This window comes from Plantactinospora sp. CNZ320, from assembly GCF_002846275.1.
Map to the genome: position 1 here is coordinate 4,464,489 of NZ_PJMP01000001.1, position 24,305 is coordinate 4,488,793.

Here is a 24,305-nt window from a genome sequence, read left to right on the forward strand (position 1 = left end):
CGGGTGCATCTGCTGCCCGCCGTCGAGACGCTGATCCGTGGTGAGCTGGCGGCACGCTTTCCGGCTGACGAGATGACGCTGGACGTGTACGCCGGGCTGTTCGGTGACGACCTGGACGCGGTTGCCAACCGGCTGGACGAAGCGGTGGCGGCGCGGGATGCGGACTATCTGCGGACTGGCACGTCCGGCTGCGGTGTCGTGGACCTTGGGAAACGGCGAAGCCCAGGCCGATGACCTGGGCTTCTGCACCGAGCCGCCTGACGGAATCGAACCGTCGACCTACGCATTACGAGTGCGTCGCTCTGACCGACTGAGCTAAGGCGGCAACGTCGGCAAGTGTACGACACCGAGCGCAGGCCCGGCTCGGGGGTTTCCCGGCGGCGGTACCGGGACAGGACAGCTCAGCTGGGCGCAAACCCGGCACCGCCCCGGAACGGTCGGCAGGCAGGCGGACAGTGGTGCGCTCGGCGCCCCGACTAGGCTTTCGTCGATGACCGATCACCAGGCGCCGCCGATCCCGGCGCAGCCGGCGGCCCCACCCCGGCCGGGCAGCCTCGATCCGCGCGAACTCGGTTTCACCCCACAGCGCCCGGTGCCGTGGCTGGCGCCGTTCCTGCTGATCAGCACCGGGCTGCGTACCCTGCTGGCGCTGCTCTTCGGGGCGTACCTGGACAAGCGGGAGTTACAGAACTCGCTGCCCGGCACCGTCACCCGGCAGGTCGGCCCGGACGGCGATCTTTGGCTGGATTTCGTCGCCGACCTGGGCGACGGGTTCAACGCCACCTACTCGGTCGCCTACCTGCTGACCCGCCCGGAGTTGGAGCTCGACGGGCACCGCCTGCCGCGTGGCCAGATGCTGCTGATGGGCGGCGACCAGGTCTATCCGACGGCGAGTGGCGAGGCGTACGAGAACAGGTGCAAGGGCCCCTACCAGGCGGCCATGCCGCAGCCGCCGGCCGACGGCCCGGCTCCGGTGCTCTACGCCGTCCCCGGCAACCACGACTGGTACGACGGGCTGACCGCCTTCCTCCGGCTCTTCGTCCGCTCCCGGGACGACAACGTCGGCGGCTGGCGTACCCCGCAGAGCCGCTCCTACTTCGCCGTCGAGTTGCCGGCCGGCTGGTGGCTGTTCGGGCTGGACGGGCAGTCCGGGGTCTACCTCGACGACCCGCAACTGCGCTACTTCGAGGAGGCGGCGAAGCAGCTCACCCCCGAGTCACGGGTGATCATCGCCGTGCCGGAGCCGTCCTGGGTGAAGGCCGTCGACAGACCCCAGGAGTACGACACCATCGACTATTTCATCCGTACCGTGATCGCGCCGACCGGCGCCCAGGTGCGGCTGCTGCTCTCCGGCGACCTGCACCACTACGCGCGGTACACCGGACCGGACCGCGACCTGGTGACCTGTGGTGGTGGCGGCGCCTACCTCTACCCCACCCACAAGCTGCCGCGCCGCATCGAGGTGCCGCCGAAGGACACCCTGGTCCGGCGGGCCAGCGTCAGCCAGTCGTATGAGCTGGCCGGCCGCTATCCGGACGCCGCCCGCTCCCGGCGGTACGGCTGGGGCATCTTCGGCCGGCTCCCGCTGCGCAACCCGGGCTTCGCCACCCTGCTCGGCGGCCTGCACACGCTGCTGATGCTGGCCATGGCCGGCGTGGTGGCCCCGCGTTCGGAGGCGGCGGCCCAGCGGCTGTTCAGCATTCCGCTGGCCATCATGCTCGTCATCACGCTGATCGGGGCGGTCTTCTTCGCCAAGCCGCCCAGTGCGAGCGGCAAGCGGCACGCCCGGCACTGGATCCTCGGCCTCTGTCACGGCTTCGCGCACGTCGGGCTGGCCGCCGCCGGCACCTGGATCTGGCTCCAGCTCTTCTTCCACGCCTGGCCATGGCCGCTGTCGGTGGCTGCGGCGGCGGTGGTCTACGGTCCGATCGCCGGGCTGGTCGGCACCCAGCTCACCGCGCTGTATCTGCTGGTCGCCGGCTCGTTCGGGGTCAATCTCAACGAGCTATTCGCTGGCCAGGGCATCGAGGACGCGAAGTGCTTCCTCCGGCTGCACATCGCCGCCGACGGTACCCTCACCGGCTATCCGGTGGCGGTGGACCGGATCTGCCGGCGCTGGCAGGCCGCGCCGGACGGTGGCCCGGACGACGCCTGGCTGACCCCGGAGCAGCCGCTGGCGTACCGGCTCGCCGAGGCTCCGTTCACGCTTCGCTGACCCGTCCCGTCCCTTCCCATCCCGCCCGACGGCGACGAGGGTGGGAGGAGGGGGTCTGACATCGGGTCGGGTGCTGTCGGGGTGGATGCTGTCGGGGTCGGTGTAGTCCACTCCGGACTGTCGAGCTGCCCCGCTTGCGCGCCCATCGTCCCGGGCTGTCGGCCCCCGATCCCCAGTGGGCGGCCGGCCCGCACACCATGACGCCACCACCGGCGGCACAGCGCGTTACCGCCAGCCGTCCGGCAACACCTGTTCCCCGCGCCCCGTCTGCGCACCCAGCTCGACAGTCCCGCGTACCAACCACCTCCACCCGGCCGTCCGCCCCGGGATACCCGGGCAGGCGATTTCCTGACGTCCGGCGCATCCGGCAGGTGCCGGGACCAGGGGGACAAAAACGGTTGCGGCGGATGGTCAGCCCTGCGACCTCGTCAGGCCGAGAAAACGCTGCCACGGCGCAGGGCCGAAGGTCAGGGCCGGCCCGTCCGGGTCCTTGCTGTCCCGGACGAGTACGCGGCCAGGAAGGTTGTCGGCCACCTCGACGCATGCTCCACCGTTTGAACTGCTACGACTGGACTTCCGCCAGATCGGCTCAGCTGTACTCATCGATCATCCTCAGGATCAGGTCTCTGGACTGGCCACACGGCAGCGCGAGGCCACTAAAACCTTCCCACCGCCGATCCAGCAAGCGGCGTCAGGCGGGCCGCTTCGCCAGGCTGACGAAACTGCGCCACCGCGCAGGGCCGAAGGTCAGGACCGGCCCGTCCGGGTCCTTGCTGTCCCGGACGAGTACGCGATCCGCAAGATTGTCAGCCACCTCCACGCAGGCCGACCCGTTCGAGTTGCTTCGGGTGCTCTTGCGCCAAGTCGGGCCAACGGTGCTCATAGCTCGTTCACCAACTTCATGATCAGGTCTCGGGATTGGCCGCGCGGCAGGGCGACCGCGGTTACAGCCTGCCAGGAGCGTTCGAGGGCGGCAACACGTCCTGGCTCGGTGATCAACCGACCCTCCACCTGATCGTCGACATATCCCACAGTCGTTTCGTTGGAGAGACTTGCGAGCATGAACGGCCCGTTCTCGCCCGGGTAATGCCCGGCAGAGTAAGGGATCACATGCAGGAACAACCGGCTGCGATCGCCCATCTCCACGAGGTGGTGCAACTGTTCCTTGAGAACCGTCCGGTCGCCGCGCTGTCCAAGTGCGTTCTGGTCGATCGTGAACTGACAGACCGGAGGATCCGCTCGATCGAAAACCGCTGCCTGGCGCTCAAGTCTGAGTGATGTGTGTTCCTCAGCCTGTGCCTCGGTCAGCAGACCGCTGGTGAGGATCTCCCGCGCGTACGCCTCGGTCTGCAACAGACCAGGAATGATCGCTGACTCGTGCCATCGGAGCGCGGTTGCCTCACGCTCAAGGTCCGGCCAGGCTCGGAACCACTCGGGAGGCGCGGCCTTCCGCGCGTCGGCTGCCGCACCCTGCACCAGGTCCCCGCTACCAAAGAGGTTGTCAAGCTGCCTGGCTGTGTCCGGCATCGGCACCAGCCGGGCGGTCTCGAACTTGGCGATCAACGACGCGCTGACGCGCAGGCGCTCGGCGACCTGCTCTTGCGTCATCCCACCGTTGATCGCACGTAGGAACTTCAGGATTCGCGGTACACCATTCTGACTCATGTCTTCTCGATCCTTCTCACTGATTCTCGAACTCGGACTGTTCATTGATGCGCGCCGTCAATCTTTCACCACCCTGGGTCTCTCGTCCAGAGTGGATGGCAGGCGGAAGGAGACAGGAGCCCGCTGGAAAAACGAGGATTCCGCTTCAAGATTCAATACGAGAGAGGCGATGCCAATGGCGCTTGAAAGGCGTGGACGACACCGACGAGACTGGCGGCGGCTCTGGCTGTACTGCCGGTGCGGGCATCGCTGGATCTGCCCCGATTCCCCGGAGCGGGACCCGAAACCGTTCCAGCCCTATGTCCGGCCGATGACCGAAGCGGAGTACCGGGCCGGTATGGCGGCGTCGTCGCCCGTACCCAGAATTGTCTATCGCAGTCCGAGTGTCCCGCCGCCACCGGCCCCGCGCTGGACGCCACAGGGCGCGGATATCAGGTATCCGCTCTGGAACTCGCCGTCCGGACGGCACCAGATCGGCCGGGTCGGCGCCCTGACACCAGCCCAGACCTACCGGGGCCGCTACGGCGAACGGCGGTCCGCCCCAACCGGGCGAGTCGGCCGGACTTAGCCGTGATCGGGCCACAGGAACGCTGGTACCGACACATGCGACGGCTCGCCCAGCGTCGCTACCCGGCCGGCCGGCACCTCCCGGCCCGGGAGTACCGCTGCCAGACCTGCACCGACCCCTGGCCCTGCGCGCCGGCCCGCCTGGCTCTCTTGATCGGCTTCAAGGGCGATCGGGTCGGCCTGATGATGTACCTCGGCGCGCACCTCACCCGCGCGCTACAAGCCATGCCGGACACGCATCCGGCGCTGGTCGCCGCGCAGATCCTCTACTGGGTCCCCCGCCGCCAGAGGTGACCGGCCGCATCACCCGTGACGGGCTTCACCGCCTGACTCGCCTCATCACCCATCCAGCCCTGGCACGCCGGTCCAGCGGTGCCGGGGTGGCGGAAACCGTTGCAGCGGTGACCGCCCGCGAGACCCCCGGCCCTCCCCCCGGCCGGGGGTCTCGGCGTTCCGGGACCAGCACCGCTTCGACAGCCGCCCTACGTGCCCATGTCAGGGACGCGGCGGGCCGGACGGATCCTCAGGCGTAACGCGTGGTCGTGCAGAAGGAGGTCCGGTCGGTCGAGCGCCCACGCCTTCGCCGCCGGGCCGATCCGGTACCGCCGTGAGGGTCTGCCGTCGGCAATTTCGATGTGCGGCGACGTGACCGCATGCAATGCCTTCCATGCCGCGTCGACCAGCACGACGAAGTCCCGCCGCACACAGTCAGCCTCGTCCTCGGGGAACCATTTGAACGCCAGCCGGCCCGGCGACATCGCTTCGGGCCGTTGCGCCGTCGCCCGGTACCGACCTCCGGTGGCGGCGAGCACAGCCTCGTCCGTGGTCACCACCGAGGTGTGCAGATACTGGATAAGAGGTCCCACGGTGCCGCCGTCACGGCCGAGCAGTCGCAGGAACGCCTGCGTACGGTCGTGGTGCAGCGCAGCCGGCAACGAGTCGTGCGGCCTGATGGTCCGGGCTCGCTGGTCGTGGGTCTCCCATCGCGCGAGGTCGGCGATCACGGGTGCCAGCGCATCGTCGAACGCTGACTCGTCCGCAGGCAGCATGAAGAGGCTCACCTGCTTGGATCGCGACCCCGGTTCGAACATTCGGTCATGATGGCAGACGACCACTCTCCTGACGGCGCAGGTGGCTGTGCAGAATCTGGAGCAGTCGTTGAACTGGCAGGGCCGGGTTGGCTGCGGCGTATTCGGCCAGCTCGCTGTCTTCGAATAATGCCACGATCCGTGCGGGTGGAAGGCGCGGGCAGCTTGCCATCGCCTGACGTACAACGATTTCCGGATCGTTGGTCATGGCGTCGACGAGTAGCGGGTCAGCGTGTGGGTCGAGGGCGACCAGGCGTCGTACCGCCGAATCGGGGTGAGGAGCGAATCGGGCGAGTCCCACGACGGGGAAATGCGGCAACGAGCTGAGGCGCTCCCGGCCACAGCCGTCGTACTCGACGAAGCAGCGCACCAACAGCGGCGGCGGCGCCTCGGGGTGGTTCAGGGCGAGCAGCATCCTGGTGCCGAGGTCGCTGTCCTCGGCAAGGGCGGTGACCAGGTGCGCCGGCAGCCCCGGGTGGCGAGCCGCGCGGCGACGCAGTAGCGGGTTGACCGAACTCGCCCACCGCAGCGCATCGGTCAGTGGTGGTAACGACTCGTCCATGAGGTGGTGGACCAGGGCGTCGCATCCGTCCCTGGTGCCGTAGTGCCCGTCACCTGTCGCCGTGGTGATGTCGATGTTGATGCCGGCACGCTGCGATTCGCTGAGGCCGGGATGGATGGAGACGGCGGTACGTACCTCGACCATCGGGTCGGCGGCGAGCCTGAGCAACTGCTCGCTGGACAGGTCGGGCCGGGTGGCGACTCTCTGGCGGACCTGGGCGTCGGGGTGGCCGACTAGCGTCTCGACGACGTCGGGCGGGGCCGACGGGTTGGTGGCGACGAAGTACAGGGCGTCCACGTCGCCGCTGGCCAGTACCTGGTCGACCAGGGCTCGGGAGAGGGGCTGCTGCAGAACCCGCCACATCGCGTGGCCGGGTCTGGGGGGCAGGTCGGCGGGCTGCATGATCCGCCGCTCGTCCGCCTGGGCATTCACCAGTGCGGCTCGGACCTCGGGAACCGGGTCCCGCAACAGTGCTTCCCTCGACGAATCGTCCAACCAGGCGGGAGAGCCAGCAGCGAAGCGGCGAATCCCTGGCCGCGGATGTCCGGCAGCCAGCAGGAACAGACGCCGCTCATAGCGCATCGCGTGGAACAGCTCGATGATCAGCTCGGTGCTGCTCAACGGTACGTCGGCAGGTGGCTCGTCGAGCATGGTCAGCAACCGGACCAGCACCTCGTCGGGGAGGGGCTCCTGTTCGGGACGCCCGAACGCCCGAGTCCACACCGGCCACTCCGGGTCGTCCAACAGCCGAGCGCGGGTTCGCGCCGCCACTGTGGGATGTTCGGCCAGCGTGATACGAACCAGGCGGGACGGATGGCGTGCCATCGCATCCTGCACCGGCATCGGTAACCGGGCCCGGTGCCGTAGCCCGTCGCAGGCCTGCTCCGGCCACACCCGAATCAGTTGGAGTAGCGCATCCACCGGTGTCGTCGGATTCCGGGCCAGGCCGCGCAACAGCGGAGCTGAGGACGGCGTACGTCCCGTCGACGCATCCCCGATCACGCAACGAAGGCTAGCGCCACCGCACGACCCATCAGCATCCGGTCATCGACATGAGCGCACACCACACGCTTGCTGGGTCATCACGCTGCGTTGTCCGCAGGCAGTCCGGCGACGCGCATGCTCTGCGGCAGGTCCAGATGGGTGGCCAGCGAACTCGGTTGCCGCTTTGTCGATGCCTGTGACACGGTGCAGATCCCCGACCCCCGCTCCGAGGCCCAGATGACGATCTACTTCTACGGTGCCGACGAGGCTCCGTACGGCTGCTTCTCCAACTTCTCCGGCCACGGCTTCGACCTCGACGGCCACTGGTGGACGACCTCCGAGCACTATTTCCAGGCCCAGAAGTTCCCCGGTACCCGCCACGCCGAACTCATCCGGCGGACGGCGACCCCGCTGCGGGCCGCCGAGCTGGGCCGCGACCGGTCCCGGCCACTGCGCCGCGACTGGGAACGGGTCAAAGACGACGTGATGCGCCGGGCCGTGACGGCCAAGTTCACCGCCCACGCCGACATCCGCGTCATCCTGTTGGACACCGGCGACGAGGAGATCATCGAGGACACCAGCACCGACCACTACTGGGGACGCGGCCGGAGCGGCACGGGCAAGAACATGCTCGGACGGATCTTGATGCGCACCCGCACCCAACTACGCCTCGACCTCACCCAGAACGCCAACACCCAGGGCCGCCGACAGCGGCGACAGCACTGAGCGCGACCATCGCGAACGCGCTGTCCGCGGCAGATCCTGGGGCGGCTGTGACGGTTCGCCGGAAGTTCCGTGCGGGCAGTCAGCGTGCCTGCTGGGATTTCGACGAGGATCGGCAGGCCGAGATCGCCAGAGTCGTCGACCCTTTCTGGCAGGGCGCGCGCGACGTTCGGTGAACTGGCCGAGTCTCACTTCTTCCCGCCAGTGGTTCTGTTGCTGGCTCCTACGCGCAGCGAGCGTCGGCGTGTTACGGACCTGCTCACCGCGCTGACCGGACATGACGTAACGCTCGTGAAAGTTCGTTGTTTGACCGGACCACGGCCGGCCGCTGACGGTCGGCCGTGGCACCTTCCCGAGGGGCGCAGCGAACCTTGGTTGGGCGTCTTCCGGACGGCGGAATCTCCAGCTGCCGTTGGCCGAGCGAGCTGGTCAGTGCTGCGCCTCAGCGCAGTCTGCACTTCGTCTATCAGAAGGCCCGGGGTCCGAGTTCGCAATCGGTTCAGAGGTCGATGGCGGCCATGTTGGCTTCGTCGTAGCGGTCGCCGGAGGCCGACGCCAGGTTGTTCAACCGGGCCACGTGCCTGTCCGTGAGTTGGACGCGGTCAGCGGCGGCATTCTCTTCCAGCCGGTCGATGCGCGTGGTGCCGGGGATGGGCACGATGTCGTCACCTTGGGCGAGCAACCAGGCAAGGGCGACCTGTGCGGGTGTTGCTCCGGCTTCGGCGGCGACGGCGCGGACCTCGTCGACGATGCGCATATTGCGTTCCAGATTGCCGCCGGCGAAGCGTGGGTTGGTGCGGCGCCAGTCGTCGGCGTCGAGATCATCCAGCGTGCGGATGTTGCCGGTGAGGAATCCGCGGCCGAGCGGGGAGTACGGCACCAGGCCTATCCCCAGTTCGCGCAGGACCGGCAGAACCTCCGCCTCGGGATCGCGGGCCCACAACGAGTACTCCGACTGCACCGCGGCGATCGGATGAACGGCATGCGCCCGCCGGATCGTCGCGGTCCCGGCCTCCGACAGGCCGACGTAGCGGATCTTGCCCTGCGCCACCAGTTCGGCCAGCGCTCCGACGGTTTCCTCGATCGGGGTGTCCTGGTCCACGCGGTGCTGGTAGTAGAGGTCGATGTAGTCAGTTCCGAGGCGTCGAAGCGATCCCTCCACCGCGAGCCGGATGTTAGCTGGGGTACTGTCCGAGCTCGGCCGGCCGGTGTGCGAGACGAGACCGAACTTGGTGGCTAGTGCCGTGACCACGAACGTTCGGGGTGTTGGGGTCAGGCTGCTCGGGTGGCGGGTTGGCCCCAGCGTCGTTGTCGTTCGCTGCGGACGCGGGCGCGTTCGCGGCGTTGGGCGGCCAGGACGTCGGGGTGGCGGGCGTTGGCGTTGCGCCAGCGCAGGTATGCCTGCAGCTTTCGGGTCAGTGCGGGGTGGTTGGGGTGGTTCGAGCCGGCGATGACGAAGGTGCGTAGCGGCCCGAACTGGGCCTCGATCGGGTTGGCCCAGGAGGCGTAGGTCGGAGTGAAGCACAGCTCGACCTTGTTGCGGGCCGCCCACCTGCGGATCTTCGAGCCCTTGTGAGCCGACAAGTTGTCCAGGATCACGTAGATCGGTGCACCGTCCGGGCGGGCGGCGCGGATCGACTTGAGCGCGGCGAGGGTGTTCGCCGCGCTCTTGCGCCGCCGGACGACGCCCCAGAGCTGGTCGTCACCAACGGAGTAGCAGCCGTGGAACTGCCGGACCCCGTGCAGCTTGTGATAGTTCGCGGGCAGCCGGTGGGGATGCCCTGCCGGAGCCCAACCAGCACCGGCCTGCGGCCGGATCACCAGAGGCCCGAACTCGTCGAACGCGAACACTCGCTGCGGGAAGCGGCTGCTCACGTACTCGATCCGGGCGAGCTTGACGTCCCGGTCAGGGTCGGTGGACTCCTTCCACGTCTTCGTCCGTTGAAAGGTGATCTTGTGCTGGTGCAGAATCTGCCGCAGCCGTTCTCGACCGATACGGATCCGGCGGGCGGTACCCGAGCTCAGGTGCTCGGCGAGCTTGCGTACGCTCCAGCGGGTGAACGGGCGTCCCAGCTTCTCGGGGCGGGTATTGGCCGTCTCGACGATGAACTGTTCCTCGTCAGGACTGATCTGGCGGGGACGGCCACCCGCCCACTGAGGGTCCAGGCAGGCCATCCCCATCTCGTTGAACCGGTGGATGACCTGCCGGATCGTGTCCTCATCGGCCTGGACGAGGCGGGCGATCGCCGGCACCGTGTTCCCACCGGCCGAGGCGAGCACGACCATCGCCCGTCGCAGTCGGATCGGGGAACCGGTACCCCGGCGGGTGATTCTGAGCAGCTGCTGACCTTCCTGATCACTCAGCCGCCGCACGCGTACAGGATCTGCCACCGCTACAGCCTGACCGCCCCGACGCCGCCCAGCCGACAGGCCCCACGGCGTGTCATGCAACACCGTGAACGTTCGTGGTCACGGCACTAGCACGACCGCGTCCCGGCGCCCCTTGACGGCGCGCCCCACCAGCTCCTCATTGGTGTAAGGGCCGTAAGCCTCAGCGGTGTCAACGTGGGTGACGCCCAAGTCCAGGGCGTGCCGGATCGTGCGGATCGACTGATCGTCGAGCCGGCCGGCTCCGGTATAGAAGGCTGACATTCCCATGGCGCCCAACCCGATGCGGGAGATCTTCAGCCCGCCGAACGACGTGGTTCTCATCTGGTGGTCCTCTTCCTTGACGTGAGTCCGACCGCTTTAAGTTCCGATCGGTCCAGAACGCTAGCACATATGGACCGGTCGGTAGTAAAGTCCGTGTGAGCAGAGAACCAGCTGACCAAGCCATCGGCCGGCCGCTATCGGGCCCGACTCGAGGAGGATGCCCCCATGAGTGGTTCCCGGAGCACGGCGTTCGGCCGCCCCCGGGAGTTCGACATCGACGAGGCGCTGGAGCGCGCCATGCAGGTGTTCTGGGCGCGGGGATACGACGGCACGAGCCTCACCGACCTGACCGGCGCCATGGGAATCACCAAGTCGAGCATGTATGCCGCGTTCGGCAACAAGGAGCAGCTCTTCCGCAAGTCCGTGGAGCGCTACGCCGAGGGCCCGGCCTCCTACGCGACTCGCGCCTTGCGAGAGCCAACCGCACGCTCCGTGGCCGAGGCGTTCCTGCGTGGATGCGTCCGGACCACGACATCCCCTGGCTGCCCCACCGGGTGCCTGTCCGTTCAGGGCGCGCTGGCGCTGACCGAGCAGAGCCGGCCCGCGCACGACACGCTCGTCGACTGGCGCAACGATGCGGGCGTCCGACTGGAGGAGCGCTTCCGGCGTGCCATCGAGGAGGGTGATCTATCGCGTGACGCCGACCCAGGGCGCCTCGCCCGCTTCATCATGACGACCGCGTTCGGCATCGCCGTCCAAGCCGCGAACGGGCTGAGGGCCGACGAACTCGACGAGATCGTCGACACAGCGCTGCTCGCGTGGCCGACGTAGCGCGAAAGGGGAAGAAGTGATGGACGGACCCGGGATCGCGACCAAGCCGCCAGACGCGAGACGCCCGGTCGGCGTCGGAATCGTCGGGCTAAGCGCGGCGGGAGGGTGGGCGGCCGGGGCGCATTTGCCCGCGCTGTCGGCAATCGACGGCATGGCCCTCACAGCTCTGGCGACAAGCTCACCCGCATCGGCCACCGCCGCCGGCGCCACGTTCGGGGTGCCCGAATACGCATCGGTCGAGCAGCTCGCGGAGGACGAGAACGTCGACCTTGTGGTCATCGCGGTCAAGGTTCCCCGCCATCGTGAACTTACGCTGCCCGTGCTGCACGCGGGAGTGCCGGTACTGACCGAGTGGCCGTTCGCCGTCGATCTGGCCGAGGCCAGGGAGATGGAAGCCGCTACCTGCGGGACACGTAATTTCATCGGTCTTCAAGGACGTTCCTCGCCTAGCTTCCGTTGGCTGGCCGACCTCGTCGCCGACGGATACCTAGGCGAGATGTTGTCCGCGACGGTGCTGGCCTCGTCGATCGAATGGGGAACCCCGATCTCCGAGCGGATGCGATACACCCTCGACCGCACGCTCGGGGCCACGATGCTCACCATCGCTTTCGGGCACGCCATCGACCTTGTATCGATGGTCGTCGGCGAACTGCAAGACGTGACCGCTTCGACAGCGACCCGGCGCCCTTACGTTCCTCTCGGTCGCACCGGTCAGACGGTTTCGATGACCGCCGAGGACCAGATCGCCGTCTCCGGCACATTGCCCGGTGGAGCGATTCTCTCCATCCACCACCGTGGCGGAACGCTGTCGGGACCTGGATTCTCCCTGCTCATCGACGGCACCGAGGGAACCCTCGAGGTCACCTCCGCCAACGGGTATCCGCACCTCGGTCCCGTCACGATACGCGGCGCACGAGGTCGGGCCCAACTCACGGAACTGACCCTGCCCGACGGATACGACAACTATCCCCATTTGGCCGGAACCCCGATTCACACCCTGGCGCACGCGTACGCGGCGATCCGGAACGACCTGGTCGACGGCACCACGACCGCCCCGGATTTCACCCACGCCGTCAAACGACACCGGCTCCTGGACGCGATCGGCCGGTCGGCCGCTGAAGGACGACGGGTGCGCCTTGCGGGCCATTGACGAGCAAGCCACTGAAACACACCCATGAAACGGAACACGAAGGAGCGGGATCGATGGTCGATAGTGGTGCACGCGAGTGGTACATGCGATACATAGCGGCACTCAACGCTCACGAGTTCGACGGCATGGACGAGTTTGTCTCCGAGGAAGTCCTGCTCAGCGGCGAGCCGAGCACCCGAGACGCTGTCGTGGAAGTCCTGAAGGGCATTGTCGACGCGGTTCCGGACATCCATTGGGAGGTCGAGGAGATGCTGTTCGACCGCGACGGGATCGCCGTCCGCTTGACGAACACCGGCACCCCAGCCAAGGAATGGCTCGGCGTCAAGCCGTCCGGCGCCTCATTCAAAATCACCGAGTATGCCATCTACAAGGTCCGTGACGGCAGGTTTATCCACATGACAAACCTGCACGACTCGGCCGCGATTTTCCGTCAGCTGACCGCCCGAGAGCACGGCTAGCTCCAATTCCGGTGCGCTGTCATCGGCTACTTGTTTCATTGACCTGTGACCGTGGCCCATGAGCGCACACCACACGCTTGCTGGGTCATCACGCTGCGTCGTTCGCAGACAGGCTGGCGACGCGCGTGTCCTGCGGCACATGAGTACGGCAGCGTGGGCACCCTGACGAGAGACCACTTCTTCCACACGGATCACGGTCGGAGCGGGTTAGACGTCGACGGTCCAGGGTTGCCCGACGCCCGCCCGTGCCGCGCTGCGCCCTGGCCGCAGGTCAAGAACGTCGATCAGGCTGGGGTCCCCGTCGACGGCATGGTGTAGGTGCCCGAGTTTGCCGGTGTTGTCGACCGCGTCAGTGGCTCCGATCAGCTGCCAGACTCCGTCGTCCGCGTCGTGACTGATCAGCAGAACAGGCTCGTGGCGTTCGAAGACCTCAGGGGTCTGGATACAGGTGGTACCCAGCAGCCAGTGCCGCATCCACCAGGCTCGCCGATCGTGTTGCATGACTTGGTCGGTGACCCACCAGACGAACGGCAGGTCCTCGTGGACGCGCGACTGGTCTGCGGTCAGGTCCGGACCGCCCTGCGGGACCCGCTCGAACGGCTCGTCGGTGAGCGAAAACGCGTGACCATCCTCGTGCGCGAAGATGACGGCGTGGAACGTGCCACCGCCAGGATTGCCCGCACCGATTCCAACGGACAGGCGGGCGACGTGCGGGTCCGAGCCGGTGGTCCAGCCGAACGCGTACGAGGCCAGCTCACCACGCGGCCCCACGAACTCGCCGAACGCACGCCGATCCATGCCTGTGACGTCGACCGTCGGCACCTCGACGAGCGCACCCTCCAGCACCTGAATATCCACGCCGGCAACATAACCGATCGAGAACATCGTCCCGCAGGCGTACGCCACTGCCTCCGACCGCGCACCTCGGCGTCGATCACCTTCACAACGTCATGCGGTTCTCTGGCGGCTTCTGCTGCCAGGGCCAGGCTTCCGCTCGGCGGCATGATCGTTCGTTCGACTGTCATCGCCGGGGCTGCTCCCGCGCCTCGCGAGGCCCGGCATCTTGTTCCGTAGGGTGAGGTTGTGACCTCGCAGTACCGGGAGGACGTGGTCTCCGGGCCGGCGGCCTCGCTCGTGGCATGCGTCTGGGAGCAGCGCGTCAGCCATCGGCACAGCCAGCTGGTAGTGCCCGACGGCTGCCTCGATCTGATCTGGTTCGGCGACGGGGAGTTGACGGTCGCGGGTGGTGATACTGGTCCGCGGCTGGCTGACCTGCCGCCGAACGCCGAGGTGGCGGGGGTCCGCCTCCGTCCCGGCGCTGCGGGTGCCGTGCTGGGCTGGCACGCCGCGGAGCTGCGCGACCGCCAGGTCGATGCCGCCGACCTGTGGGGTCAGGAGGCGGTACGGCTCGCCGAGACGCTCGCCGGAGTACCCACCCAATGTCGAGGTCGTCACCTGCTCAAGGCGGTGTCCTCTCGCGGCGCCACCCCCGATCCGCTGGTCCAGGCAGCGGCACCGTGTCTGGCGCGTCCGCATGCTCGGGTCGCGGCGGTGGCGGCAGAGTTGGGGGTCAGCGAACGGCAGCTGCACCGGCGGACGGTGGCGGCGGTGGGGTACGGACCGAAGATGCTGGCCCGCGTCGGCCGGCTCCGCCGGTTCGTGCGGCTACCCGCCCCTGACCTGTCAGGCAGAGCACTCCTGGCGGGCTATGCCAGCCAGGCGCACATGAACGACGAGGTACGGCGGCTCACCGGTATGACGCCGGTCCGATTTCTGGAAGAACTCGGCGGCGCATCCGCCTAGCGTGGGCCCGTGCCCGCCGACATCGCAGCTGCCGAACAGTTCATCCACAACACCGCCCGCGTGCTGGACCGGCACCGGCTCGCGGTGCTACTCCACGACGCCTCGGTGGAACCGGTTCTCACCGCGCTGCGCGCGTATCAGAACCCCGACCATGGCTTCGGTCATGCCCTGGAACCCGACGTCCGGGACCCGGCGAGTCAGCCGACCGCCACTCTGCACGCACTGGAGGTACTCGCTGAGGTCGGCGCTCTGGGCGACCCCATGGTCACCCAGGCTGCGAGCTGGGCGGCCCGGATCGCCCGAGCCGACGGGGCCCTGCCCTTCGTCCTCCCCAGTGCGGCCGAATATCCGCACGCACCGTGGATGACTCCCAACCCGGACGGTTCGTTCATCACGTTCGGAGTCGTGTCCGTCCTGACCCGGGCCGGCGTCCAGACCCCCTGGCTGGATGTCGCGAGATCCTGGAGTTGGTCCCGGATCGACAAGCCCGACGACCTCGACGCCTACTGGGTCAAGTTCGCCCTCGACTTCCTCGACCACGAATCGGACGAGGACCGCGCCCGCGCCGCGATCGAGTCGCTCCGGCCCAGGATCGGGGCCGATGGCACGATTCCCGTTCCTGGTGGCACCGAGGATGAGCGCCTCACCGCCCTCGTGCTCTCACCACGCCCGGGCCTGCGCAGCCGGACTCTGTTCACCGAGGAGCACATCCAGGCAGAGCTGGACCAGCTCGAGGAGGAACAGCACGCGGACGGCGGCTGGATGTTCGACTGGCTCGACTGGTCCCCGGGGCAGCGCGTGGAGTGGCGCGGCGCCGTGACACTGCGCGCCCTCGCCACCCTCGCTGCACATGGACGCGCCGGATGATGACACGCGGACTCCCGGCAGATCGTGGACTCCGGCAGGTCCGGTAGGGACGGCTACTGCCGGACCGGTTGCCGCAGTACGGCCTACTCGGCCGTCGCAGGGCGCGAGTCGTAGGCCCGGCGTGGCCCGCACACCTCGGACAGGGCACACCGGCTGACCGAGCCGTCGGAGAGCTGCCGCACGGTCACCGTCTCGCTCGGGACGTGCCGGGACACGACCTTCGCCTGGCCCGCCGGCGTCTCGACCCGCTGCCCGGGGCTCGGATAGCTGCCGCTGTCGGCGTAGAGCGGATGCTCGTATTTCAGGCAGCACATCAGCCGGCCGCAGGCGCCGGAGATGCGCAGCGGGTTGAGCGGCAACTCCTGGTCCTTCGCCATCCGGATGGTCACCGGCTCGAAGTCGTTCAGGAAGGTGGCACAGCAGAGGTCGCGCCCGCAGGAGCCGATGCCCCCCTGCACCCGTGCCGAGTCCCGGGCGGAGAGCTGACGCAGCTCGACCCGGCAGTGCAGGGTGGCGCCCAAGTCGCGGACCAGCGACCGGAAGTCGACCCGGTGCGGCGCGGTGAAGTAGATGGTGGTCCGGGACCCGCTCGACCCTCCGGCCGGCGTCGACTCGATGATGTGGTCGACGGCGACCACCTTCATCGGCAGTCCGTGTTCCCGGATCAGCCGCTTCGCGGCGACCTTCGCCTCGGCCTTCCGTTTGCGCAGCATCTCGTCGCGGCGCAGGTCCTCCTCGTCGGCCAGCCCGGCCAGCCGAGGAAAGCCGCTGGTGTCGTCGGAGACCCACTGCGCGGCCCAGACGCACTCGGCCACCTCGGTCCCCTCGTCGGTGGGGACCAGCACCCGGTCGCCGACCGCCGGCCGCAGCTCGCCCGGGTCGAGGTAGTAGAGGCGGCCGTAACGGTTGAAGCTGACGGCGCACAGCATGCCCATGCGCTCACCCTACGACGGATCCGAGTCTGCGCCGAGCCGCCCGGAGATGCGACGACTCAGCCGCGCCGTCGAACTATCCGTTTACGACATCCTCGGCGGTGGCGGCGGTGACGGAGCGGCGTAGCCAGGTGTCGAGTTGCGCCAGGTCCGTGCACGAAAGGATCTGCTCGCGGACAGCGTCTGGAACGGGTACGCCTCGGGTGTCGAGTACGGTCAGCACCGCTTGACCTTCCCCACGGGCCTCTCCGTGAGCGTTGACCTCGCGCAGCAGCTCGCTCCGGAACTCGGAGCCGACGGTGGTGCTCATAAAAGCCTCCCAACGTGCCCGGGGCGCCTGCGGCAGCCCTGCCAGCACTATGTCATAGTACGAGATTGCCTTTTTCGGGCCGAGGGTTCGCAGCGCCTCCGCCAGCGCCGGAAAGACGGCGTCCACGTCTGCGGCCCCGCCGTGACAGATCACCGAGAACACCGCCAGCGCCGGGTTGGCCCGGGCCAGCCCCACGTCGATGACCAGCGGCACATCGCGGGGCGTGAAGATGAACGGCCGCAGCGGAAGGCTGAGCCCTTCGAACTCGAACATGCCCCGGTATCGACGGGCGATCGCGGGGTCGGGGCAGTAGACGACAAGCGCGGCGTTGACCGTCAGCTCGGCCTCCAGCTGAGCCACATACAGCTTCCATGTCCACCGCTTGCGGGAATCCCAGCCACGCTGGACCTCCAGCACCACCGCGAGCACCGGTTTGTCGGCCGCGTCGCAGAACAGCAGCATGCCGTCGGCATGGTAGGTGCGCGGAACCAGCACCCGGACATCGGTGGGCTGGGGTCGGGCGTGGTGGTAGTCGGGCACCTTCACGTCGAACAGGTTCGTCAGCAGCCAGGTCACCAGGCCCGGGTCCAGCCTGGCCAACGCGATCGGCGACTCGTGCTCTCCACTCGGCATGGCGGCAGAATACGAAGAGCGTACGACAAAAAGAGGTATATGAGCTTGTTTCCGATTACAGGAAGATGCGTCCGTCGTCGACGCGTACGGTCGGCAGCTCCGGTGGGCGGTAACCGAGGAGGTCCAGCTCTGCTGCCCAGCTCAGAGGCAGCGCCTCCGCCCGGTCGTACGCCTCGTCGACCGTGGCCAGGATCCGGGCGCCGATCTCGGCCGCGGCCGACCCGACCGGCAGCCCTCCTGCCGTGACGCCGGGCGGCGGCGACCCCATCCCGGACGCCCCGATGCTTCCGCCGGTCCGGGCGGTCACCACTGCCACGGCCTCCGCCGAGCCGAGCACGCCGGCGAGGGTACGGGCCAGCGCGTACCGGCTCTCGGCGATCCAGCCGGCCACCGCCTCGGCGTACGCCGCCGTGGCGTTCGCCCGGCCCGTCAGCTCGGTCAGGTGCCCCGCCAGTCCACCGCGCTGTGCCGCGTACGCCTCGGCGGCCGGGCCCTGCCACGAGCCACCGTCGGCCAGTACCGCCTCGACCTCGCGGTAGCCCCGGCACAGGTCCAGGCTCACCTCACCGGCAACGGCGAGCGCACCGGGCCGCAGCGCGAGTACCGCCCGCACGGCATCGCCGGGCAGCACCCGGAGCCGGCGCAGCAGTGGCCAGATCCGGTGCCCGTCCGGCGCACCGGCGACCGCGAGTACGTCGTCGACCCGCCCGGAGAGCGCGACGGCGGGCTCGGCGAGCTGGTCGAGTACGTCCATCACGCCTCCCCCGACCGAGGAGCAGCGCGCTGGTGGGCCGCCGCGTCGCTGTCGGCGTACCCGCTGGCGGCGATGCGCAGCGCCGTGCCGGTGTCGGTCAGCCGCTCGGCCGTGGCCAGCAGTTCCCGGGCCCGGTTGTCGAGGGCAGCCGTCCACTGCCGGTGCAGCGTCGCGCCGACCTCGCCGAGTCGCCCCGGCGCGTCGGCACCGAAGGCACCACCCTCCGGCCCGGCGTACGGCAGCCGCCGGGCGAGGTCGGTGAGCCCGCCGCCGGCGGTGTCGAGCCGCCCGGCCAGGTCCCGGAGGGCGTCCACTCAGACCTCCGTCAGTCGGCGGTACCCGCCGAACGTCTCGGTGTAGAGCTTCTCCCGGGCCCACCGGGCGGCGTCGTCGGCGGCCGTGATGGCGGCCCGGACCGACCGGGCCACGTCCGGCCCGGTACGCAGCTGCGGCGCGCCCGGAAACCGCAGGTCGCTTATCGACCCGTCGGCGGTGACGACCAGCTCGACCAGCCCGTCCGGGGACCGGACGGTGACCTTGACCCGCCGGACCGCCTCGTCGAACTCGGCCTGCAGCGCCTCGATGCGCCGGTAGCGCTCGATCGCCTCCTCGACCCACGACTGGTCGATCTCCCGCGCCACCGGCAGGTCCTCCCGCTTCCCGATGCCCGCTGGCCATGGCCGCCGCCTCCGCCGCCTCGGCCTGACCGAGGAAGCCGCGCAGATCGGCTCACCGTATGTACCACCTTCGCTGCGTTACGGCACCGAACCGTACCGGGCGACCCGCCCGAAGGGAACCCTTCGCCCCAAGATCTCCCTGATCAGGACAGAAGTTCCATCGGTACGGCGGCCAGCCGCCGGTCGCGGACGACCCGGGTCAGCCGCGCCAGAGGGCGAGCATCATCGCCTCGACGGCGATCCGTGGCTTGACGTTGGTCTCGATCGCCGTACGGCAGCCGAGTACCGCCTCCAGCCTGCGCAGGGTGGCTTCGGCGCTCCACTTCCCGGCGGCCGTGCTGGCCATCCCGGCGACATCGGTGTGCACCGGCTGGACCGGGGCACGCAGCGAGACGGTCAGCACGTCCCGATAGAACCCGGCCAGGTCGACAAGTGCCCGGTCCAGCGCGTCCCGCTGGGCCCGGGTGGCCCGGGACTTCTGCCGGCGTTCGAGGTCCTTGAGCTGCCCGGCGGCGCCCCGGATCGCGCCCGCCGCGCCCCGCCCGGTCCCCCCGGCGCCGAGCGCGGTCTCCAGCGCGGCCCGCTCGGTGACATCGGCCTCGGCCACCGCTGCCGCCGCCTCGGCCTCGGCCGCCTCGATCAACGCGGAGGCGGCGTCGAAGCAGGCTCCGACGCCGGTCAGTTTGCGCGGCAGGGCCAGTACGGCCTCCCGGCGCCTGCGCGCCTCCGGGTCCCGGGCCAGCCGGCGGGCCCGGCCGACGTGCCCCTGGGCCGCCGCTGCCGCCCAGGCCGCCACGTCGGGCGCGATGCCGTCCCGATCCGTGAGTACCGCCGCCACCGCCTCGGCCGGCGGCTGGCGCAGCGCCACCACCCGGCACCGGGAGCGGATGGTCACCGAGATGTCGTCCGGGTGCGTCGACGGGGTGCAGAGCAGGAAGACGGTACGCGGTGGCGGCTCCTCGATCGCCTTGAGCAGCGCGTTGCCGGCCGCCTCGGTGAGCCGGTCGGCGTCTTCGATGACGAGGATCTGCCAGCGCCCGCCGCTCGGGGTGCTGGCCGCCCGGAGCACCAGGGCCCGCATCTCGCCGACCCCGATGGAGAGCCCTTCGGGCACCACGAACCGTACGTCGGCGTGCGTTCCGGTGAGCGTCGTGTGGCAGCCGGCGCACTCGCCGCAGCCGGTGCCCCGGAGACATTGCAGAGCGGCCGCGAACGCCCGGGCCGCGACCGACCGCCCGGAGCCGGGTGGCCCGGTGAAGATCCAGGCGTGCGTCATCGCGCTTCCGGCACCGGCCGGCTCCTCGGTACCGGCGGCCCGGTCCGCACCGCCGACCGGCGGATCGGCGGCCGGGTCCAGGCCAGCGGTGGCGGAGACCGCCTCGGCGACCGCGGCGGCCCGGATCGTCTCCGCTGCGGCGGCGGCCCGGCGGAGCAGGTCGACCGCCTCGGGCTGGCCCACCAGGTCGGCGAAGACCTCCGGCATCAGGGGCGCCGTTCGAGCTCGAAGCCACCCGTCGTGTCACCGGTGCGGTCGCGGTCCGGCCCGACCTGGCCCGGCCCGACCCGGCCCGATCCGGTGGCGACCGGCAGGTCCGGCCGGTCAGGCCGGGCCCGCGTCCCGGCCCCGGCCTCGCCCTCGCCCTCGGTCCTGGTCCGCGATTCCGCCTTGCCCTCGCTCTGCGACTCCGCCTCGGGCACAGTCCGCGATTCCGCCAGCGTCTCGCTCTGCGATTCCGCCTCAGGCACAGGCCGGGATTCCGCCTTGGTCTCGGCCTGCGATTCCGCCAGTGCCCGCAGCTCGGCGTCGGATAACTCCGGTCGGGTCGAGGTGTCCGGTGGGTTCGCCGGTTCGGGATGGCCGTTCGAGTCCGGGTCGGCGAGCATCCCGGTGACCCGCTCGGCCACCGCCGCCGCCAGTTCGTCGGCCGGCCGGGAGGCGTCGAGCACCAGGTAGCGCTTGGGATCGGCGGCGGCCAGGTCGAGGAAGGCGTACCGGACCCGGTCGTGGAAGTCCATCGACTCGGTCTCCACCACGTCGGGGTCGCCACCCCGGGCGGTCACCCGGGCCAGCCCGGTCCGGGGCTCGATGTCGAGCAGTACCACCAGGTCGGGCTTGAGGCCGCCGGTGGCCCAGGAGGAGAGCCAGGAGACCTCCTCGACCGGCAGGGTACGGCCGGCGCCCTGGTAGGCGAGGGACGAGTCGACGTACCGGTCGCTGATCACCACCGCTCCCCGGGCCAGTGCCGGGCGTACCACCGTGGCGACGTGGTGTGCCCGGTCGGCGGCGTAGAGCAGCGCCTCCGCCCGGGGGGCGAGCGCGTCCGGGCCGCTGGTCCGGCCGAGCACGAGGCCGCGGATCTGCTCCCCGACCCCGGTCGCGCCCGGCTCCCGGGTCACCACCACCTCACGCTGCTGCCGGCGCAGCGCCTCGGCCAGCCTGGCCACCTGGGTCGACTTGCCGGCGCCCTCGCCGCCCTCGAAGACCACGAAGGCTCCGGTCGAGGCGAACGGCTCGGCCGGGAAGAGCGGACGTCCCCGGATCGAGCCCCAGAGGTCGGGGAGCACCGGTACGCCCGGCTTGTCGTCCATCTGGCGGAACGCCTTGATCCCGGTGAGGATGCCGGCCACCCCGGCGACGAGCAGCAGCAGTCGGGTCGAGGAGACCGAGATGCCCAGATCGGCGATGCGCAGCTGCCAGGAGCCGCCGACGCCGACCAGCAGGCTGCTCACCGAGATGGCCAGGATCAGCACCAGCCGGGTACCGGTCTGCACGACGGCGAAAACCCGGCCGCGTACCTCGTCGGCGATCTCCCCGCCCAGCAGGGTGGTACCGGCGAGGAAGGCCATCCCGGCACCGGCACCGACGAGTACCGCGCCGAGGATGGCCATGGAGAGGTGGATGGAGCCGGCGAGTACCAGCACCGAGGCGCTGGCCAGCACGATGCTCATGCCGAACCAGCGGCGCCGGGACATCTCCCGGACGATCATCGGCCCGAGCCCGATGCCGAGCGACAGGCCGAGGAAGATCGCGCCGAAGAGCAGGGAGAACGCCGCCTCACCGGCGGCAAGTGACTTGGTGAAGAAGTTCGCCGTACCGATCACCACGCCGCCGCCGGCGAAGGCGCCGAAGATGCCGAGCACCAGTCCCCGGACCAGCGGGGTCTTGCCGATGAACCGCCAGCCCTCGACGAACTGGCGCAACGCGCTCTGCTCGACCTGCTGGACGCTCCGGCGAGCGCCCCGGCCGCTGATCTCCCGGATCCCGAAGAAGACCACGAGCGCGGTGGCCAGCCGGCTCAACGAGTTGACGTAGAGGGCCAACTGGGCCGGCTCGGCCCAGTCCGGCGGCGGTCCACCGGCGGCGGCCCGCACGCTGCGGTCCAACACCGCGGCGACGATGGCGGCCAGCACCGGGGTGATCCCGTAGGTGGTGATCAGCGTGAGCTGGTTGGCCACCTCCAGCCGGGTCCGCGGGATCAGGTTCGGGACCGCGGCCTCCTTGGCCGGGATCCAGATCAGGGTGATCGCCTCGATCAGGAAGGTGGCGACCGCCGCCCAGCCGACCACCAGCCCGCCGCCGACGTCCAGCAGGGCGGCCAGCGGGATCGAGGCGAAGAGCACGAACCGCAGCAGATCGCAGATGACCATGGTGAGACGCCGGTCGAACCGGTCGGCCAGCACCCCGGCGATCGGGCCGAGAACCAGCGCCGGGAGCAGCCGGACCGCGATCACGCCACCGAAGGCGAGGCCCTTGGCGGTGTCGCCGCTGACCTGGGATGCGGCGAAGAGCGAGGTGGCCAGCAGACCGAGCCAGTCACCGAACGAGGCGGCGCCGAGCACCAGCCAGAGCCGGCGGAACGGGCGGATCCGCATGACCGAGCGGAGTGCCTGGTAGCCGGTCCGGTCGACCGGGCTGGCGGCGGGTGGCGTGGGTGTACCGGGCGGCGACTGCGCTGTGCGCTCCGCGCTCCTGTCGTTGTCGTCGATGGTCGTACCCCTCCGCGCCCCGGCCCATGGCTGGGCTCCCCCGAGCACACTCTAATCGCGGTACGGATCCGCCCCGACCCCGACATTCCCCGGAACCAGGGCCTAGGGGTCGGCCGCGCATCTCCGGCGGCCCGGGTCACGCCCCCTGGGATGGACCACGCCACGCCCGAGAGACACGAGACTGTTTCGCATTAACCCTCCGGGGGTTAGCGTGCTCGAATGGCCACCGAACGCGACCTGCTGCGTCGCCGTCTGGACCGGGCGACCGCGCACCTCGAACCCCCCTTCGCGGTGGTCGACCTCGACGCGTTCGACGCCAACGCCCGCGCGCTGACCGGGCGGGCCGGCGGCAAGCCGTTACGGGTCGCCAGCAAGTCGCTACGCTGCCGGAATCTGCTCGGCCGGGCCCTGGCCGGATCCGGCTGGGGCGGCGTGATGACGTACACGCTGGCCGAGGCGATCTGGCTGGTCCGCAGCGGCGTGACCGACGACGCACTGCTCGGCTACCCGACCACCGACCGGCAGGCGCTGGCGCAACTCGCCGCCGACCCGGAACTGGCCGCCAGGATCTGTCTGATGGTGGACAGCCCGGCCCAGCTCGACCTGGTCGACACGGTCGCCGCCGCCGGCTCCCGGGCGGAGATCCGGACCTGCCTCGACCTGGACGCCTCGTGGCGCCCACTGGCCGACACCTTCGGCGGCCGGCTGCACATCGGTATCCGCCGCTCACCCGTGCACTCGGCGGACGAGGCCGGCACCCTGGCCCGGACGATCGCCCAGCGGCCGGGCTTCCGGCTGGTCGGCCTGATGGCGTACGAGGCACAGATCGCCGGGCTCGGCGACGCACCGCCCCGGCAGGCGGTCCGGGGCGCCACCATCCGGCTGCTGCAACGGCGGTCGTACCGGGAGTTGCTGCGACGCCGAGCGGCGGCCGTCGCGGCGGTACGCGAGCACGCCGACCTGGAGTTCGTGAACGGCGGCGGCACCGGCAGCGTCGCGCTGACCGCGGCGGACCCGGCGGTAACCGAGATCACCGCCGGGTCGGGCCTGTACGGGCCGATGCTCTTCGACGCGTACCGGAGTTGGCAGCCCCGACCGGCGGCGTTCTTCGCGCTGTCGGTGGTCCGCCGTCCCGCCGCCCGGGTGGTGACCCTGCACGGCGGTGGTTGGGTGGCGTCCGGGCCGGCCGAGCCGACCCGGCTGCCCACCCCGTGGTTGCCGCCGGGTCTGCGGCTTACCGGCACCGAGGGCGCCGGGGAGGTGCAGACCCCGGTGACAGGTGTCGCCGCCGAGTCGTTACAGGTCGGCGACCGGGTCTGGTTCCGGCACGCCAAGGCCGGCGAGCTGGCCGAACACGTCGGCGAACTGCACCTGGTGGAGTCGGACCGGGTCGTGGGCACGGTTCCGACCTATCGCGGCGAGGGCCGAGCCTTCCTCTGAGTGTGTA

General features: G+C 69.8%; 26 protein-coding genes and 1 tRNA gene. 10 read left to right on the forward strand and 17 right to left on the reverse strand.

Translation table 11 applies throughout. The features are described from left to right. Positions 1-3: 3 nt before the first annotated feature. Positions 4-234: a hypothetical protein gene (locus tag CLT71_RS19810; RefSeq protein WP_101368416.1), complete on the forward strand. Its 231-nt coding sequence runs from the start codon at positions 4-6 to the stop codon at positions 232-234. Positions 235-251: 17 nt separating this feature from the next. On the opposite strand, the gene CLT71_RS19815 is transcribed toward CLT71_RS19810, so the two are convergent. Next, positions 252-325 (reverse strand) — tRNA-Thr (locus tag CLT71_RS19815). A gap of 165 nt (positions 326-490) precedes the next feature. Here CLT71_RS19815 and CLT71_RS19820 point away from each other — a divergent pair. Beyond that, positions 491-2,215 carry a metallophosphoesterase family protein gene (locus tag CLT71_RS19820; RefSeq protein WP_101368417.1) on the forward strand — a complete coding sequence of 575 codons (1,725 nt, stop codon included), beginning with the start codon at positions 491-493 and terminating at the stop codon, positions 2,213-2,215. Positions 2,216-2,626: 411 nt separating this feature from the next. Here the strand turns inward: CLT71_RS19820 and CLT71_RS19825 are convergent, their stop codons facing one another. The 3 genes from CLT71_RS19825 to CLT71_RS19835 form a co-directional block, all read right to left on the reverse strand. Continuing rightward, a complete protein-coding gene (locus CLT71_RS19825; protein ID WP_101368418.1) occupies positions 2,627-2,818 on the reverse strand; it encodes a DUF397 domain-containing protein in 192 nt (63 codons plus the stop codon). An 88-nt stretch (positions 2,819-2,906) separates the two neighbouring features. Continuing rightward, positions 2,907-3,098, reverse strand: coding sequence for a DUF397 domain-containing protein (locus CLT71_RS19830; RefSeq protein ID WP_101368419.1), 192 nt, complete (start codon positions 3,096-3,098; stop codon positions 2,907-2,909). Then, on the reverse strand, positions 3,095-3,880 hold the full coding sequence (locus CLT71_RS19835) for a Scr1 family TA system antitoxin-like transcriptional regulator (protein WP_158242266.1): 786 nt from the start codon (positions 3,878-3,880) through the stop codon (positions 3,095-3,097). Before CLT71_RS19835 ends, CLT71_RS19830 begins: the two co-directional genes overlap by 4 nt. Positions 3,881-4,483: 603 nt before the next feature. On the opposite strand from CLT71_RS19835, the gene CLT71_RS19840 reads away from it, so the two are divergent. Then, positions 4,484-4,741, forward strand: coding sequence for a flavin reductase (locus CLT71_RS19840; RefSeq protein ID WP_101368421.1), 258 nt, complete (start codon positions 4,484-4,486; stop codon positions 4,739-4,741). Between the two features lie 188 nt (positions 4,742-4,929). Here CLT71_RS19840 and CLT71_RS19845 read toward each other — a convergent pair whose 3' ends face one another. Both CLT71_RS19845 and CLT71_RS19850 read right to left on the reverse strand, forming a co-directional pair. Next, complete coding sequence (locus CLT71_RS19845; RefSeq protein WP_101368422.1) at positions 4,930-5,538, reverse strand: hypothetical protein; 609 nt, start codon at positions 5,536-5,538, stop codon at positions 4,930-4,932. A 4-nt stretch (positions 5,539-5,542) separates the two neighbouring features. Next, positions 5,543-6,868 (reverse strand): hypothetical protein, encoded by a 1,326-nt coding sequence (locus CLT71_RS19850; protein WP_486483357.1) that lies wholly within the window; start codon positions 6,866-6,868, stop codon positions 5,543-5,545. Between the two features lie 372 nt (positions 6,869-7,240). Here CLT71_RS19850 and ybiA point away from each other — a divergent pair, with 372 nt between their 5' ends. Then, the gene (ybiA, locus tag CLT71_RS19855; RefSeq protein ID WP_486483358.1) at positions 7,241-7,807 is read left to right on the forward strand and encodes a riboflavin biosynthesis intermediates N-glycosidase; all 567 of its coding nucleotides are present in this window, start codon (positions 7,241-7,243) and stop codon (positions 7,805-7,807) included. 496 nt (positions 7,808-8,303) lie between these two features. On the opposite strand, the gene CLT71_RS19860 is transcribed toward ybiA, so the two are convergent. From CLT71_RS19860 to CLT71_RS19870, 3 genes are all read right to left on the reverse strand, one after another. Beyond that, complete coding sequence (locus tag CLT71_RS19860) at positions 8,304-9,056, reverse strand: aldo-keto reductase family protein (RefSeq protein ID WP_486483359.1); 753 nt, start codon at positions 9,054-9,056, stop codon at positions 8,304-8,306. Positions 9,057-9,076: 20 nt separating this feature from the next. After that, positions 9,077-10,195, reverse strand: a complete 1,119-nt coding sequence (locus CLT71_RS19865; protein ID WP_486482994.1) for an IS630 family transposase — start codon at positions 10,193-10,195, stop codon at positions 9,077-9,079. Positions 10,196-10,273: 78 nt separating this feature from the next. After that, on the reverse strand, positions 10,274-10,516 hold the full coding sequence (locus tag CLT71_RS19870; protein ID WP_199187658.1) for an aldo/keto reductase: 243 nt from the start codon (positions 10,514-10,516) through the stop codon (positions 10,274-10,276). Positions 10,517-10,681: 165 nt separating this feature from the next. Here CLT71_RS19870 and CLT71_RS19875 point away from each other — a divergent pair, with 165 nt between their 5' ends. From CLT71_RS19875 to CLT71_RS19885, 3 genes are read left to right on the forward strand one after another with little or no spacing between them, the layout of a single operon-like run. Further along, a complete protein-coding gene (locus CLT71_RS19875) occupies positions 10,682-11,287 on the forward strand; it encodes a TetR/AcrR family transcriptional regulator (protein ID WP_101368423.1) in 606 nt (201 codons plus the stop codon). 19 nt (positions 11,288-11,306) lie between these two features. After that, positions 11,307-12,437, forward strand: a complete 1,131-nt coding sequence (locus CLT71_RS19880) for a Gfo/Idh/MocA family protein (RefSeq protein WP_101371617.1) — start codon at positions 11,307-11,309, stop codon at positions 12,435-12,437. 53 nt (positions 12,438-12,490) lie between these two features. After that, entirely contained in the window at positions 12,491-12,895 is a 405-nt protein-coding gene (locus CLT71_RS19885; protein WP_101368424.1) for an ester cyclase, read from the forward strand. Positions 12,896-13,102: 207 nt separating this feature from the next. On the opposite strand, the gene CLT71_RS19890 is transcribed toward CLT71_RS19885, so the two are convergent. After that, the gene (locus CLT71_RS19890) at positions 13,103-13,780 is read right to left on the reverse strand and encodes a hypothetical protein (RefSeq protein WP_486483360.1); all 678 of its coding nucleotides are present in this window, start codon (positions 13,778-13,780) and stop codon (positions 13,103-13,105) included. A gap of 198 nt (positions 13,781-13,978) precedes the next feature. Between CLT71_RS19890 and CLT71_RS19895 the strand changes: the two genes are divergently transcribed. Beyond that, positions 13,979-14,698, forward strand: coding sequence for a helix-turn-helix domain-containing protein (locus tag CLT71_RS19895; RefSeq protein ID WP_101368425.1), 720 nt, complete (start codon positions 13,979-13,981; stop codon positions 14,696-14,698). Between the two features lie 9 nt (positions 14,699-14,707). Then, positions 14,708-15,565, forward strand: a complete 858-nt coding sequence (locus CLT71_RS19900; protein ID WP_101368426.1) for a prenyltransferase/squalene oxidase repeat-containing protein — start codon at positions 14,708-14,710, stop codon at positions 15,563-15,565. An 83-nt stretch (positions 15,566-15,648) separates the two neighbouring features. Here the strand turns inward: CLT71_RS19900 and CLT71_RS19905 are convergent, their stop codons facing one another. From CLT71_RS19905 to tmk, 7 genes are all read right to left on the reverse strand, one after another. Continuing rightward, on the reverse strand, positions 15,649-16,500 hold the full coding sequence (locus tag CLT71_RS19905; RefSeq protein WP_101368427.1) for a regulatory iron-sulfur-containing complex subunit RicT: 852 nt from the start codon (positions 16,498-16,500) through the stop codon (positions 15,649-15,651). Positions 16,501-16,573: 73 nt separating this feature from the next. Beyond that, on the reverse strand, positions 16,574-17,440 hold the full coding sequence (locus CLT71_RS19910; RefSeq protein WP_101368428.1) for a hypothetical protein: 867 nt from the start codon (positions 17,438-17,440) through the stop codon (positions 16,574-16,576). Between the two features lie 55 nt (positions 17,441-17,495). Next, a complete protein-coding gene (locus CLT71_RS19915; protein ID WP_101368429.1) occupies positions 17,496-18,194 on the reverse strand; it encodes a hypothetical protein in 699 nt (232 codons plus the stop codon). Beyond that, the gene (locus CLT71_RS19920; RefSeq protein WP_101368430.1) at positions 18,194-18,508 is read right to left on the reverse strand and encodes a hypothetical protein; all 315 of its coding nucleotides are present in this window, start codon (positions 18,506-18,508) and stop codon (positions 18,194-18,196) included. Before CLT71_RS19920 ends, CLT71_RS19915 begins: the two co-directional genes overlap by 1 nt. Then, positions 18,509-18,835 (reverse strand): YbaB/EbfC family nucleoid-associated protein, encoded by a 327-nt coding sequence (locus tag CLT71_RS19925; protein WP_101368431.1) that lies wholly within the window; start codon positions 18,833-18,835, stop codon positions 18,509-18,511. 235 nt (positions 18,836-19,070) lie between these two features. Further along, the gene (locus tag CLT71_RS19930) at positions 19,071-20,354 is read right to left on the reverse strand and encodes a DNA polymerase III subunit delta' (protein WP_101368432.1); all 1,284 of its coding nucleotides are present in this window, start codon (positions 20,352-20,354) and stop codon (positions 19,071-19,073) included. Further along, positions 20,354-22,711 (reverse strand): dTMP kinase, encoded by a 2,358-nt coding sequence (tmk, locus tag CLT71_RS19935; RefSeq protein WP_101371619.1) that lies wholly within the window; start codon positions 22,709-22,711, stop codon positions 20,354-20,356. Before tmk ends, CLT71_RS19930 begins: the two co-directional genes overlap by 1 nt. A gap of 366 nt (positions 22,712-23,077) precedes the next feature. Here tmk and CLT71_RS19940 point away from each other — a divergent pair, with 366 nt between their 5' ends. Beyond that, positions 23,078-24,298: an amino acid deaminase/aldolase gene (locus tag CLT71_RS19940; RefSeq protein WP_101368433.1), complete on the forward strand. Its 1,221-nt coding sequence runs from the start codon at positions 23,078-23,080 to the stop codon at positions 24,296-24,298. The last annotated feature ends 7 nt before the right edge of the window (positions 24,299-24,305 follow it).